The 12,757-nt window shown below is 71.3% G+C and carries 9 protein-coding genes; 3 read left to right on the top strand and 6 right to left on the bottom strand.

What is annotated here, in order from left to right:
• The first annotated feature begins 312 nt into the window (after positions 1 to 312).
• A complete protein-coding gene (gene glnA / locus AB0C62_RS12875) occupies positions 313 to 1,674 on the top strand; it encodes a type I glutamate--ammonia ligase (protein WP_081216896.1) in 1,362 nt (453 codons plus the stop codon).
• A 96-nt stretch (positions 1,675 to 1,770) separates the two neighbouring features.
• Here the strand turns inward: glnA and AB0C62_RS12870 are convergent, their stop codons facing one another.
• From AB0C62_RS12870 to AB0C62_RS12855, 4 genes are all read right to left on the bottom strand, one after another.
• Positions 1,771 to 2,790, bottom strand: a complete 1,020-nt coding sequence (locus AB0C62_RS12870) for a TolB-like translocation protein (RefSeq protein WP_362972330.1) — start codon at positions 2,788 to 2,790, stop codon at positions 1,771 to 1,773.
• Positions 2,787 to 4,295: an MFS transporter gene (locus AB0C62_RS12865; RefSeq protein ID WP_362972328.1), complete on the bottom strand. Its 1,509-nt coding sequence runs from the start codon at positions 4,293 to 4,295 to the stop codon at positions 2,787 to 2,789. Before AB0C62_RS12865 ends, AB0C62_RS12870 begins: the two co-directional genes overlap by 4 nt.
• A 1-nt stretch (position 4,296) precedes the next feature.
• Positions 4,297 to 5,184: an alkaline phosphatase family protein gene (locus AB0C62_RS12860; protein ID WP_362972325.1), complete on the bottom strand. Its 888-nt coding sequence runs from the start codon at positions 5,182 to 5,184 to the stop codon at positions 4,297 to 4,299.
• A gap of 199 nt (positions 5,185 to 5,383) precedes the next feature.
• Positions 5,384 to 5,821, bottom strand: coding sequence for a VOC family protein (locus AB0C62_RS12855; protein ID WP_362972323.1), 438 nt, complete (start codon positions 5,819 to 5,821; stop codon positions 5,384 to 5,386).
• Positions 5,822 to 5,968: 147 nt separating this feature from the next.
• On the opposite strand from AB0C62_RS12855, the gene AB0C62_RS12850 reads away from it, so the two are divergent.
• Positions 5,969 to 8,974 carry a bifunctional [glutamine synthetase] adenylyltransferase/[glutamine synthetase]-adenylyl-L-tyrosine phosphorylase gene (locus AB0C62_RS12850; RefSeq protein ID WP_362972321.1) on the top strand — a complete coding sequence of 1,002 codons (3,006 nt, stop codon included), beginning with the start codon at positions 5,969 to 5,971 and terminating at the stop codon, positions 8,972 to 8,974.
• Positions 8,975 to 8,984: 10 nt separating this feature from the next.
• Here the strand turns inward: AB0C62_RS12850 and AB0C62_RS12845 are convergent, their stop codons facing one another.
• Positions 8,985 to 9,845, bottom strand: a complete 861-nt coding sequence (locus AB0C62_RS12845; RefSeq protein WP_362972319.1) for a phosphatase PAP2 family protein — start codon at positions 9,843 to 9,845, stop codon at positions 8,985 to 8,987.
• Between the two features lie 108 nt (positions 9,846 to 9,953).
• Positions 9,954 to 10,988, bottom strand: a complete 1,035-nt coding sequence (locus AB0C62_RS12840; RefSeq protein ID WP_362972317.1) for a LacI family DNA-binding transcriptional regulator — start codon at positions 10,986 to 10,988, stop codon at positions 9,954 to 9,956.
• Positions 10,989 to 11,455: 467 nt separating this feature from the next.
• On the opposite strand from AB0C62_RS12840, the gene AB0C62_RS12835 reads away from it, so the two are divergent.
• Positions 11,456 to 12,730, top strand: a complete 1,275-nt coding sequence (locus AB0C62_RS12835) for an extracellular solute-binding protein (RefSeq protein WP_081216868.1) — start codon at positions 11,456 to 11,458, stop codon at positions 12,728 to 12,730.
• Positions 12,731 to 12,757 lie beyond the last annotated feature (27 nt).

Raw genomic sequence — 12,757 nt, 5'->3', positions numbered from 1 at the left:
GACGGTCGGTGCGCTGATCGTAATCGTGCGGGGAGCGTTGTCGGCAGAGCGGGCGCGGGATTGGCCGAAGCCGTACGGGACCGGTCGCAGAGTGGGTGAGGGTCGGCCCTTACAGGTGGGGCCGTGAGCAGGCAGTATGGGCACCGGAGCAGGACACCTCCCGTACGCGAGGCGTTCAGACCGAGGTCGCCCGGCCGATCAAGGTCCGCAACGCGCATGAAATGGTGTTGTGGTGGGATGCTCAGGAGCCCCGATCGTCTCCGAGGCGTGGGAGCAGGCGGCCTGACCAGCAAGGATGGGTGGAAGCGGAAGATGGACAAGCAGCAGGAGTTCGTGCTCCGGACGCTGGAGGAGCGTGACATCCGGTTCGTACGTCTGTGGTTCACGGACGTACTCGGCTTCCTCAAGTCGGTGGCCGTGGCCCCGGCCGAGCTGGAACAGGCCTTCGACGAGGGCATCGGCTTCGACGGCTCCGCCATCGAGGGCTTCGCCCGTGTCTACGAGTCCGACATGATCGCCAAGCCGGATCCCGGCACCTTCCAGGTCCTGCCCTGGCGCGCCGAGGCCCCCGGCACGGCCCGGATGTTCTGCGACATCCTCATGCCGGACGGCTCCCCGTCCTTCGCGGACCCGCGCTACGTCCTCAAGCGCGCCCTCGCCAAGACGTCCGACCTGGGCTTCACCTTCTACACCCACCCCGAGATCGAGTTCTTCCTGCTGAAGGACCGCCCGCTGGACGGCTCGCGGCCCACCCCCGCGGACAACTCGGGCTACTTCGACCACACCCCGCAGAACGTGGGCCAGGACTTCCGGCGCCAGGCCATCACGATGCTGGAGTCGATGGGCATCTCGGTCGAGTTCAGCCACCACGAGGGTGCCCCGGGCCAGCAGGAGATCGACCTGCGCTACGCCGACGCGCTCTCCACGGCCGACAACATCATGACGTTCCGGCTGATCATGAAGCAGGTCGCGCTGGAGCAGGGCGTGCAGGCCACCTTCATGCCGAAGCCGTTCTCGGAGTACCCGGGCAGCGGTATGCACACCCACCTCTCCCTCTTCGAGGGCGACCGGAACGCGTTCTACGAGTCCGGCTCGGAGTACCAGCTCTCGAAGGTCGGCCGCTCCTTCATCGCCGGCCTCCTCAAGCACGCAGCGGAGATCTCCGCCGTCACCAACCAGTGGGTCAACTCCTACAAGCGCATCTGGGGCGGCTCGGAGCGCACGGCGGGCGCCGGCGGCGAGGCTCCCTCGTACATCTGCTGGGGCCACAACAACCGCTCCGCCCTCGTCCGCGTCCCGATGTACAAGCCCGGCAAGACCGGCTCGGCGCGGGTCGAGGTCCGCTCCATCGACTCGGGCGCGAACCCGTACCTGGCGTACGCGCTGCTCCTGGCCGCGGGCCTGAAGGGCATCGAGGAGGGCTACGAGCTCCCGCCGGGCGCCGACGACGACGTCTGGGCCCTCTCCGACGCCGAACGCCGCGCGATGGGCATCGAGCCCCTCCCGCAGAACCTGGGCGAGGCCCTGGCCCTCATGCAACGCAGCGAACTCGTCGCCGAAACCCTCGGCGAACACGTCTTCGACTTCTTCCTCCGCAACAAGAAGTCGGAGTGGGAGGAGTACCGCAGCGAGGTCACGGCGTTCGAGCTGCGGAAGAACTTGCCGGTGCTGTAGGGGGCACACCGGGGCGGGGCTCTCGCGGGGGGCCCGGGAAACGGCGCACAGGGCCGGCGGTCACCGACCGTCGGCCCTGCCGCGTGTCTGACTCGGTCAGCCGATGTACGCCGGGGACACCGCGGCCGTGCTGATGCGGTGCGGGGCGCCCGTGCCGTCGGACGGGAGTGTGTAGAGGTCGGCGCCGTAGTCGCCGGGGAGGGCGTAGACCAGGGTGTGGGTGTCGTGCCAGACCGCCTGGTCGTCGACGCTGCGGGGCTCCGCCAGGGGGGTTTCGTGGCCGGTCCGGAGGTCGAGGACGTACAGGTGCCACGGGGCGTCCGCGGGCAGGCCCTTGACGCGTTTCTTGTAGGCGACGCGGGTGCCGTCGGGGGACAGGGACGGGCACTCGACGTTGGTGTGCACGGTGGTGACGGTGCGGGCCCGCAGGTCGCCGCGGACCAGGTAGGTCGAGCCGTGCGTGGCCATCGTGGCGTAGAAGGTGCGGTCGTCCGAAGCGAACGTCACGCCCCAGAAGTTGACGTCCGCCGCGTGATAGGTCCGGCCGTCCTTGATCACCCGGTACGCCTCCAGTGACGGCGTCAGCCGGCCCGTGCGCGTGTCGACGATCGCCGCCCGCGTCGAGAAGTTCGTGCCCGCGTACGAGTCACCGCCGACGAACGCCGTCCAGGCCGCGAACCGCCCGCTGGGCGAGACCCGCGCCCGGGACGGGATCCCCGGCACGTCGTAACGGGCCCTCTCGCGCAGGCCTGCGTCCAGGATCACCGCCCGGTAGGTGTCCTGGACCGCGCCGTGCGCCGCCTGGAGGCACACGCCCGTGCCCGAAGCCGCGTAGAAGCGGAGGCACTTGACCTTCGACGCGACCCGCGGGCCCGACGGGTCCGACGCCGGGACGGACGTCAGCTCGTCGCGGTGCGGACCCCACGCCATGTTGCGGAACACCAGCCGCCGGGAGTCGGTCAGGGACACCGGCCCGGCGGTGATCCGCGGGCCGCCCGGCCGGGCCTGGTTCCTGCGGTCCGCGCGCGCCGAGGCGTGCAGGACGGACGCCACCGCGACGCCCGCGAGGACGACCAGGGCACACGCCAGGACCAGGATGCGGTTGCGCAGCGTCATACGAGGCCTTCCGAGGGGACGGAGGGGCGAATGGGACGGAGGCCGAGTGCGAGGACGGCGCACAGGGCGAGCAGTACGGCCGACGCCGTCAGCGCCGTACGGTCGCCCCACGCCGTCCATGCCGCCCCGAACCCGAGCGAGCACACGAACCGGGCCAGCGCCTGGCCCGTCTGGACGAGCGCGAGCCCGGACGAGCGCAGCTCGCTCGGCACGCTGTCCGAGGCGGCGGCCATCAGGACGCCGTCGGTCGCCGCGTAGAAGCCGCCGTGCAGCAGCAGGACGGCACAGGCGGCCGCCGTGCCCTGCCAGGAACTGAGCAGCAGGGCGTACGCGAGGAGCAGGGCGCCGTGTCCGCCGAGGAACACCCGCCACCGGCCGGTCCGGTCCGCGAGCCGGCCGAGCGGAACGGCGAGGAGGAGGAAGGCGGCGGCGGTGCCGAGGGGCAGGAGCGCGAACCAGCGGTCCGGCACGCCGAGACGCCGTTGGAGGAGCAGGAACACGAAGGAGTCGCTGACCGTGGCGAGCCCGAGCAGCAACGCGCAGACCGTGATGCGCCGCAGCTCCGGCCGGTGGAGGAGGGCCAGCGCGGCCCGCAGGGTGGGGCGGGGTGCGGGGGCCGGTCCGGCCGGTGCACCGGCGCCGGGAGCGAACTCCAGGCCGGCGGCCCCGGACTCGGACTCGGCCCCGGCCCCGGCCCCGGACTCGGACCCGGACCCGGACCCGGGGCCGGACCCGGACCCGTACGCGGGCCCGGAGCCGGAGTCGGAAGCGGGCCCCGACATCGCCCCCGACCCCGCGCAGGCCCCCGTGTCGGAAGGCCGCGCGGCGCCGGCCTGCGCCGCCGCGCCCCCCGGCACGAACAGCACAAGCACCAGCACACCCACCACCGCCACGCAGAAGCTCACCATGAACACGGCGTCGTAGCCGTCGACGGTGGCGCGCAGGATCAGGAAGGCGGCGAGCGGGCCGAGCAGCGCGCCCGCGGTGTCCATCGCGCGGTGCACGCCGAACGCGCGGCCGCGGTTCTCCGGGGTGCTCGACAGGGAGATCAGGGCGTCGCGCGGGGCGGTGCGCAGCCCCTTGCCGGTGCGGTCGGCGGCGAGGACCAGCCCGATGGGGGTGAGCGTCTGCGCCACCAGGAGCAGTGGTTTGCAGGCGGCCGAGAGCGCGTAGCCCGCGCCCGCCACCCACTTGTGACGGCCGCCGCCCCGGTCGGCGAGATGGCCGCCGACGAGGCGGACCAGGGCCGAGAAGCCGTTGTAGATCCCGTCGAGGAGTCCGAAGCCCAGCGGGGACAGGCCGAGGCCCGCCACCAGGTACAGGGGCAGCACCGCCGTCACCATCTCGGAGGAGACGTCGGTGATCAGACTGACCGTGCCGAGGGCCAGCACCGTGGGCGCGACCGCGGCACGGCGCCGCCCGGCTCGGGGCCGGGCGGCGCTGTCCGCGGACGGGGCCGTCGCCGGTGTCTCCGGAGCGACGGCGCGGCTGTCCGCTACGTACATGTCAGGACGTCCAGATGCCCGTGATGTCCTTGGCGGAGGCGGCGTTGCCGGCGTGCGTGAGGCCGTGCATGTCCTCCAGCGTGCGCAGCAGGTCGTAGTGGTTGTAGGTGGTGGCCGAGGAGGAGCCCGGGGTCACCTGCTGGCCGTACAGCACGGTCGGGATCTTGTTGCCGGCCAGGCGGTTGTCCTCGTCGAAGGTGACGACGAGGAGGCTGTTGTGGGTCTTGGCCCACGTGGCGTACGCGCCGAGCTTGTTCTTCAGCCAGGTGTCACCGGTGGACACCGAGCAGTCGTGCATGTCGCTGCACAGGTTCGGGACGACGAAGGAGACCTGCGGGAGCGTCGTGTAGTCCGTGGGGAACTGCGCGAACGTCTTGGCGCTGGACGTGGGCACGTTGCTGAACCCGAACCAGGGGTTGTGCTTGCGGGCGTAGGTGCCGCTGCTGCAGGTCGTCGAACCCTGGCTGGGCAGCGTCTCGTTGTAGCTGCCCCAGGTCTTGCCCTTGGCGATCAGCTCGGAGGCGAGGTTCGGGGCCGAGGAGAAGCCGGGTGTGTAGCAGCTGTCGTCCGTGACCCCCTGGGTGGAGCCGGAGAACAGGGCGAAGTAGTTGGGCTGGCTGGGGTGCGTCTCGGCGTACGACTGGGAGAGGTTGGCCCCGCCGGTCTTCAGCGAGTTGACGTAGGGAGCGCTGGAGGAGCCGATCACCTGGCTGTACGCGTGGTTCTCGAAGACCACGACCACGACGTGGTCCGGGGTCGGGACGGCCGCCGCGGCGTGCGCGGGGGCCGAGCCGGCGAAGCCGGTCCAGACCCCGGCCGCTGCCGCGGTGAGGGCGAGGGCGGATGCCACGACGGCACGACTGCGGCGGTACACGTTTCTGCCGGGCACTGCAGACCTCCGGTGAGGGGGTGAGGGCGGGGGCGGTGCGGACAGAGCATGCACACGCCAATATTCCCGGGGCCCACGTCCCTCAACCGGCTGGGTGAAGAGAGGATGAACGGCTGCCGTCGGAGCCGGCCGCCGTCAGGGCTCGCTCCGGGCAGGGCTGCCTGCCGGCAGGGCTCGGCGCCGGCGGAGCCCGCTGCCGTCAGCGCTCGCGGGCGAGTTGGCCGAGCACCTGGTGGAGCGGCTCCGTCGCCCGCTTGCGGTACTCCTGGATCGCCCAGCCGTTGCCGTCCGGGTCCTTGAAATACATGAAGGTGGCACCGTCCCGCGGCGCGAACGCCACCGGCTCGCTCACGTCGAGGCCGCGCGCGGTCAGCTCCTCGTACGCCGCCGCCGCGTCCTGCACGCACAACTGCATGCCGTGGTAGGTCCCCGGCCGCGGCGTTCCGGTCGGGATCTGCAGGCCGTCCACGAGGGCGATCGAACATCCGGACCCCGGCGGCGTCAGCTGCACGATCCGGACCCCCTCCATCACCTCGCCGTCCAGATCGACGTGGAAGCCCACCTTGTCGCGGTAGAACTCCTTGGCCCGGTCCACGTCGGAGACCGGCAGCACGATCACTTCGAGGGTCATGTCCACGGTTCGACTCCCTTGTCGTACGGCACACGGCTCTGTCCACAGAAGCCCAGACCGGCGCGGGGCGCCACCCCGCCGACCGGGGTTAGGCTCGCATCGCACGACCTTGATCCGAAAGCGGTGCGGGGTCCGATCCGACGGGAGGCCGGGATGACGGCACCGGGGCGCAGGAGCAGCACCTTCTCACGGCTGCTGCGGCACGGTTTCACCGATCCCTCGGCGGCCGAGCGTCTGCTGGAGGGCCCCGAACTGGCGCCCATAAGGGTCGACCCGGTCCTCCTGGACGCCCTCGGCGCCACCGCCGATCCGGACCTCGCCCTCCTCGGGCTCGTCCGGCTCGTCGAGGCGCAGGCCGGTGACTCCGCCCGGCGCGAACTGCTCGACACCCTGATCGCGGCCAAGCCGCTGCGGGACCGGCTCCTCGGTGTCCTCGGCGCCTCCGAGGCACTCGGCGACCACCTCGCCCGGCACCCCCAGGACTGGCAGGTGCTCGTCACCTACGAGGCGCAGGATCTGCACCCCGGCGTCGCGGAGTTCGAGGCGGGGCTCGCCGACGCCGACGACCCCGTCGCCCTGCGCGTCGCCTACCGCCGTTGCCTGCTCTCCATCGCGGCGCGCGACGTGTGCGGCACCACCGACCTCGCGCAGACCGCCGCCGAGCTCGCCGACCTCGCCACCGCGACCCTGCGTGCCGCGCTCGCCATCGCCCGGGCCGCCGCGCCCGAGGACGCCGCGCTGTGCCGGCTCGCGGTGATCGCGATGGGCAAGACCGGGGGACACGAGCTGAACTACGTGTCCGACGTCGACGTCATCTTCGTGGGGGAGGCCGCCGAGGGCACGGACGGCGCCGACGAGTCCAAGGCCGTGCAGGCCGCGACCCGGCTCGCCTCCCACATGATGCGGCTCTGCTCCGAGACCACGGTCGAGGGCAGCATCTGGCCGGTCGACGCCAACCTCCGCCCCGAGGGCCGCAACGGCCCGCTGGTGCGCACGCTCAGCAGCCACCTCGCCTACTACCAGCGCTGGGCGAAGACCTGGGAGTTCCAGGCGCTCCTCAAGGCCCGCCCGGTCGCCGGTGACCTGGAGCTGGGCGAGGACTACGTGGCCACGCTGGCCCCGCTGGTGTGGCACGCCGCCGAGCGGGACAACTTTGTCGCCGACGTGCAGAAGATGCGGCGCCGGGTCGTCGAGAACATCCCGGCAGCCGAGATCGAACGCGAGCTGAAGCTCGGACCCGGCGGCCTCAGGGACGTCGAATTCGCCGTGCAGCTCCTCCAGTTGGTGCACGGCCGGGTCGACACGTCGCTGCGCAGCGGCACCACCCTGGACGCCCTGAAGGCACTCGCCACCGGCGGCTACGTGGGCCGCGCCGACGCCGTACAGCTCGACGACGCCTACCGTTTCCTGCGCTCGATGGAGCACCGCATACAGCTCTTCCGGCTGCGGCGCACCCACCTGGTGCCGGAGGACGACGCCGACCTGCGGCGCATCGGGCGGTCGCTGGGTCTGCGCGTCGACCCCGTCAAGGAACTGAACCGCGAGTGGAAACGGCACGCCTCCGTGGTGCGCCGGCTGCACGAGAAGCTCTTCTACCGGCCGCTGCTCGACGCCGTCGCCCAACTCGCGCCGGGCGAGACCAGGCTGAGCCCCGGCGCGGCCCGGGAGCGGCTGGTCGCCCTCGGCTACGCCGACCCGGCCGCGGCACTGCGCCACCTGGAGGCCCTCGCCTCCGGGGTGTCGCGCAAGGCCGCCATCCAACGCACCCTGTTGCCGGTCCTGTTGGGCTGGTTCGCGGACTCCGCCGATCCCGACGCCGGACTCCTCAACTTCCGCAAGGTGTCGGACGCGCTCGGCAAGACCCCGTGGTACCTGCGGCTGTTGAGGGACGAGGGAGCCGCCGCGGAGAACCTCGCCCGGGTGCTCTCTGCGGGGCGGCTCGCCCCGGACCTGCTGCTGCGCGCGCCGGAGGCCGTCGCGCTGCTGGGCGACGGCGAGGGCGGCGGCCTCGAACCGCGCGACCGTGCCCACCTGGAGCAGGAGATCCTCGCCGCGGTACGCCGGGCCGACGGCGGCGAGCAGGCCGTGACCGCGGCGCGCGGGGTGCGGCGCCGGGAACTGTTCCGCACGGCCGCCACGGACATCGTCGCCTCCTACGGCACCGAGGAGACCCCGGCCGTCGCCGACCAGGGCGCCCTGGTCGACCTCGTCGGCGGCGCGGTCTCCGACCTGACGGCGGCGACGCTCGCCGGGACACTGCGGGCCGTGGTGCGCGACGGCTGGGGCGACACCCTGCCCACCCGTTTCGCCGTGATCGGCATGGGCCGTTTCGGCGGCCACGAGCTCGGCTACGGCTCCGACGCGGACGTCCTCTTCGTCCACGAGCCCCGCGAGGGTGTCGACGAACAGGTGGCCTCGAAGGCCGCGAACGCGGTGGTGTCCGAGATGCGGCGGCTGCTGCAGATCCCCAGCGCCGACCCGCCCCTGCTGATCGACGCGGACCTGCGCCCGGAGGGCAAGTCCGGCCCGCTGGTGCGGACACTGAAGTCGTACGAGGCGTACTACCGGCGCTGGTCCCTGGTGTGGGAGTCGCAGGCCCTGCTGCGGGCGGAGGTCGTCGCGGGCGACGCGGACCTGGGGAGCCGGTTCATCGAGCTGATCGATCCGCTGCGGTACCCGGCGGAGGGGCTGGGCGAGGAGGCCGTACGGGAGATCCGGCGGCTGAAGGCCAGGATGGAGTCGGAGCGGATGCCGCGCGGCGCCGACCCGACGCTGCACAGCAAGCTCGGGCGGGGCGGCCTGTCCGACGTGGAGTGGACCGTGCAGCTCATCCAGCTCCGGCACGGCTGGGCCGAGCCGGGTCTGAGGACCACCCGGACGAGGGAGGCGCTGGCGGCCGCGTGTGCGGCGGAGCTGCTGTCGACGGAGGACGCGGCCATCCTGGACGAGGCATGGGTCCTCGCCACCCGCGTACGGAACGCCGTGATGCTCGTGCGGGGCCGGGCCGGCGACACCTTCCCCTCCGACGGCCGCGAGCTGGCCGCCGTGGGCCGCTACCTGGGCTACGGTCCCGGCCACGTCGGGGACATGCTCGACGACTACCGGCGCACCACCCGCCGGGCCCGTGCCGTCGTGGACGAGCTGTTCTACGGAGCGTGACGCCCGGGCCTCAGGTCTTCGCCGGCAGGTTCTGCGCGGCGCCGGTGTCCGGGACCCACTGCGGCAGCCGGTAGGGCAGCGCCCCGTACCAGAGGCGGGCCACCAGGAAGCCGAAGGCGAGGCACAGCATGCCGCCCACCGCGTCCAGCCAGAAGTGGTTGGCCGTCGCGACGATCACCATGAGGGTGGCCGCCGGGTAGAGCAGGCCGAGGATGCGGGCCCAGGGGGCCGAGGCCAGGGCGAAGATGGTCAGGCCGCACCACAGGGACCAGCCGATGTGCATGGACGGCATCGCGGCGTACTGGTTCGACATGTGCTTCAGATCGCCGGAGGCCATCGACCCCCAGGTCTCGTGGACCGTGACGGTGTCGACGAAGGTCCCGCCGGTCATCAGTCGGGGTGGCGCGAGGGGGAAGAAGTAGTACCCGAGAAGGGCCACCGCCGTGGTCGCGAAGAGCGCGAGACGGGCGGCGGCGTACCGGCCGGGATGGCGACGGTACAGCCACACGAGAACACCCAGCGTCACCACGAAGTGCAGCGTCGCGTAGTAGTAGTTCATCCCGATGATCAGCCATGTCGCCGAGTTGACGGCGTGGTTGACCGACTCCTCGACGGCGATGCCGAGGTGGTGCTCCAGCCGCCAGATCCAGTCCGCGTTGCGCAGCGCCTCGCGCCTCTGTTCCGGCACGGCGTTGCGGATCAGCGAATAGGTCCAGTAACTGACGGCGATGAGCAGGATTTCGAACCAGAGGCGGGGGCGACGCGGGGCCCGCACACGACGCAGGAGGTTGTGACCCGCCTTCTCCTCCGCGACGGGTTGTGGAGTGGCCTCATTCCGGCCTTCCAGTGTCGTCACGGTCGTATCACCCATAGGCGCAGAGTCTGCCAGAAAAGCCTTCGACCACCGATCATCCACCGGATGGGGTCGAATCGCACTTTCTACGCCCAGGGCGGGCCGTAAACCCGCAGATCATCCTGCTCAGGGACGAATCCGGTCCCCCGGAGCCGAAGCGGTCGAACCGCGCACCACCAGTTCCGGCATGAAAACGAACTCGCTGTGCGGAGCGGGCGTCCCGCCGATCTCCTCCAGCAGCGTGCGCACCGCCGCCTGCCCCATGGCCGGTACCGGCTTGCGGACGGTCGTGAGCGGCGGGTCGGTGAACGCGATGAGCGGCGAGTCGTCGAACCCCACGACCGAGACATCCGTGGGAACCTCCAGGCCGCGCTGGCGCGCCGCCCGTATCGCGCCGAGCGCCATCATGTCGCTGGCGCAGACGATCGCCGTGCAGCCGCGGTCCATGAGGGCGCTCGCGGCGGCCTGGCCACCCTCCAGCGTGTACAGCGAGTGCTGGACCAGTCGCTCCTCGACGTCCGCGGGGAGCAGACCCAGCTGCTCCTGCATCGTGCGCACGAAGCCCTCGATCTTGCGCTGCACCGGCACGAACCGCTTGGGGCCGAGCGCGAGCCCGATGCTCGTGTGTCCGAGGGAGGCGAGGTGGGTGACGGCCAGGGCCATCGCCGCGCGGTCGTCCGGGGAGATGAACGGCGCCTGCACCTTGGGGGAGAAGCCGTCGACGAGGACGAAGGGGACACCCTGGCCGCGCAGTTGCTCGTAGCGCTGCATGTCCGCGGAGGTGTCGGCGTGCAGTCCGGAGACGAAGATGATGCCCGCGACCCCGCGGTCCACCAGCATCTCGGTCAGCTCGTCCTCGGTGGAGCCGCCCGGGGTCTGGGTCGCGAGGACGGGGGTGTAGCCCTGGCGTGTCAGGGCCTGCCCGATGACCTGCGCGAGCGCGGGGAATATCGGGTTCTCCAGCTCGGGGGTTATGAGGCCCACCAGGCCCTCGCTGCGCTGCCGCAGACGGACGGGGCGTTCGTAGCCCAGCACGTCGAGCGCGGCCAGGACGGACTGGCGGGTGGTCGCGGCGACGCCCGGCTTCCCGTTCAGGACGCGGCTGACAGTCGCTTCACTGACCCCCGCCTGGGCTGCGATGTCGGCAAGCCGTGTGGTCACGGGATTGGACTGTACCGGTCGTGTCCCGCCCTGCCCACCAACCGGACGCCGTGTGCGGGCGGTTGTACGGCCCGCTGCGGGCTGCTGCGTCATCGCGCTCCCTCGTGTTCCGGTCGGATCGGCGTCCCGGGCGTGCGCCGCGGGAAAGGGTGGCTCCTGCAAGGCGCTGACGGCCCGATGATCCCCGTGCGCGACATCCATGGCAAGAGCTTGCAGAGTCTTGCACAGCGGCCCCGAAGTCCGCTGAGCGGCCTCATACAAGGGTTTCGGGGCGGTGCGGGGGAGGTCACGGCGCCGTAACTCTCGGCAGCTCTTGCACTTTTTTGCTGCAAGGTCTTTCGCGCCGCTTACAACGCTGTTACGTTCACGTCGCCCGGCGGACGCAACGGCGCAGTCGGCAAGTCGGCAAGGGGATCGGGCGGGACCGCATCCCCACCTACTCGGGCTTTCACCCTCAAGGAGATCTCATGCGGCGTGGCATAGCGGCCACTGCGCTGGTGGCGTCCCTCGCCCTCGCGGCGACGGCCTGCGGCGGCAGTGACAGCGGCAGCGACAAGTCGGACGGCCCCACCACCATCACCTGGTGGGACACCTCCAACGCCACCAATGAGGCGCCGACGTACAAGGCCCTGGCCCAGCAGTTCGAGAAGGCCAACCCCGGTATCAAGGTCAAGTACGTCAACGTGCCCTTCGACCAGGCGCAGAACAAGTTCGACACGGCCGCCGGCTCCAAGGGCGCCCCGGACATCCTGCGCTCCGAGGTCGGCTGGACCCCGGCCTTCGCCAAGAAGGGCTTCTTCCTGCCGCTCGACGGCACCGCGGCCCTCGCCGACCAGGCCAAGTTCCAGCCCAGCCTGATCGAGCAGGCCAAGTACGACGGCAAGACGTACGGTGTCCCGCTGGTCACCGACACCCTCGCGCTCGTCTACAACAAGGCGCTCTTCAAGAAGGCCGGCATCACCGAGGCCCCGAAGACCTGGGCCGACCTGAAGACCGACGCCGCGAAGATCAAGTCGAAGACCGACGTCGACGGCTACTGGGGCTCGACCCAGGCCTACTACGCGCAGTCCTTCCTCTACGGCGAGGGCACCGACACGGTCGACGCCACCGCCAAGAAGATCACCGTGAACTCGGCCGCCGCGCAGAAGGCGTACGGCACCTGGCAGGGGCTGTTCTCCGGCAAGGGCCTGCACAAGGCCGACACCACCGCCGACGCCTACGCCCACATCCAGGACGCGTTCGTCAACGGCAAGGTCGCCGCGATCGTCCAGGGTCCCTGGGAGATCACGAACTTCTACAAGGGCTCGGCCTTCACGGACAAGTCGAACCTCGGTATCGCCACCGTCCCGGCCGGCTCCAGCGGCAAGGCGGGCGCCCCGACCGGCGGCCACAACCTCTCCGTGTACGCGGGTTCGGACAAGGCCCACCAGGAGGCCTCGCTGAAGTTCGTGAAGTTCATGACCTCCGCGAAGTCGCAGGCGACCATCGCGCTCAAGAACTCCACGCTGCCGACGCGTGACGACGCCTACACCTCCGAGGTCAAGGCCGACCCGGGCATCGCCGGCTACCAGACGGTGCTCTCCGCCGCCCAGCCGCGCCCGGCGCTGCCGGAGTACAGCTCGCTGTGGGGCCCGCTCGACACCGAGCTGCCGAAGATCGCGGGTGGCAAGGAGTCCCTGGACAAGGGCCTGAGCAACGCCGAACTGGCGATCGCCAAGCTGGTCCCGGACTTCAGCAAGTGAGCCCGTGTGGCCGCCGGTTCCGAACCC

Source organism: Streptomyces sp. NPDC048643, assembly GCF_040650615.1.
Taxonomy (GTDB): Bacteria; Actinomycetota; Actinomycetes; order Streptomycetales; family Streptomycetaceae; genus Streptomyces.
Note: the sequence above shows the minus strand (reverse complement) of the source record. Positions and strands in the feature narration are given on the sequence as shown.

What these genes read in the sequence shown, in the direction of transcription:
- glnA (WP_081216896.1), top strand. Translation starts at nt 313, where the DNA reads ATGGACAAGCAGCAGGAGTTCGTGCTCCGGACGCTGGAGGAGCGTGAC.
- AB0C62_RS12870 (WP_362972330.1), bottom strand. Translation starts at nt 2,790, where the DNA reads ATGACGCTGCGCAACCGCATCCTGGTCCTGGCGTGTGCCCTGGTCGTC.
- AB0C62_RS12865 (WP_362972328.1), bottom strand. Translation starts at nt 4,295, where the DNA reads ATGTACGTAGCGGACAGCCGCGCCGTCGCTCCGGAGACACCGGCGACG.
- AB0C62_RS12850 (WP_362972321.1), top strand. Translation starts at nt 5,969, where the DNA reads ATGACGGCACCGGGGCGCAGGAGCAGCACCTTCTCACGGCTGCTGCGG.
- AB0C62_RS12845 (WP_362972319.1), bottom strand. Translation starts at nt 9,845, where the DNA reads ATGGGTGATACGACCGTGACGACACTGGAAGGCCGGAATGAGGCCACT.
- AB0C62_RS12835 (WP_081216868.1), top strand. Translation starts at nt 11,456, where the DNA reads ATGCGGCGTGGCATAGCGGCCACTGCGCTGGTGGCGTCCCTCGCCCTC.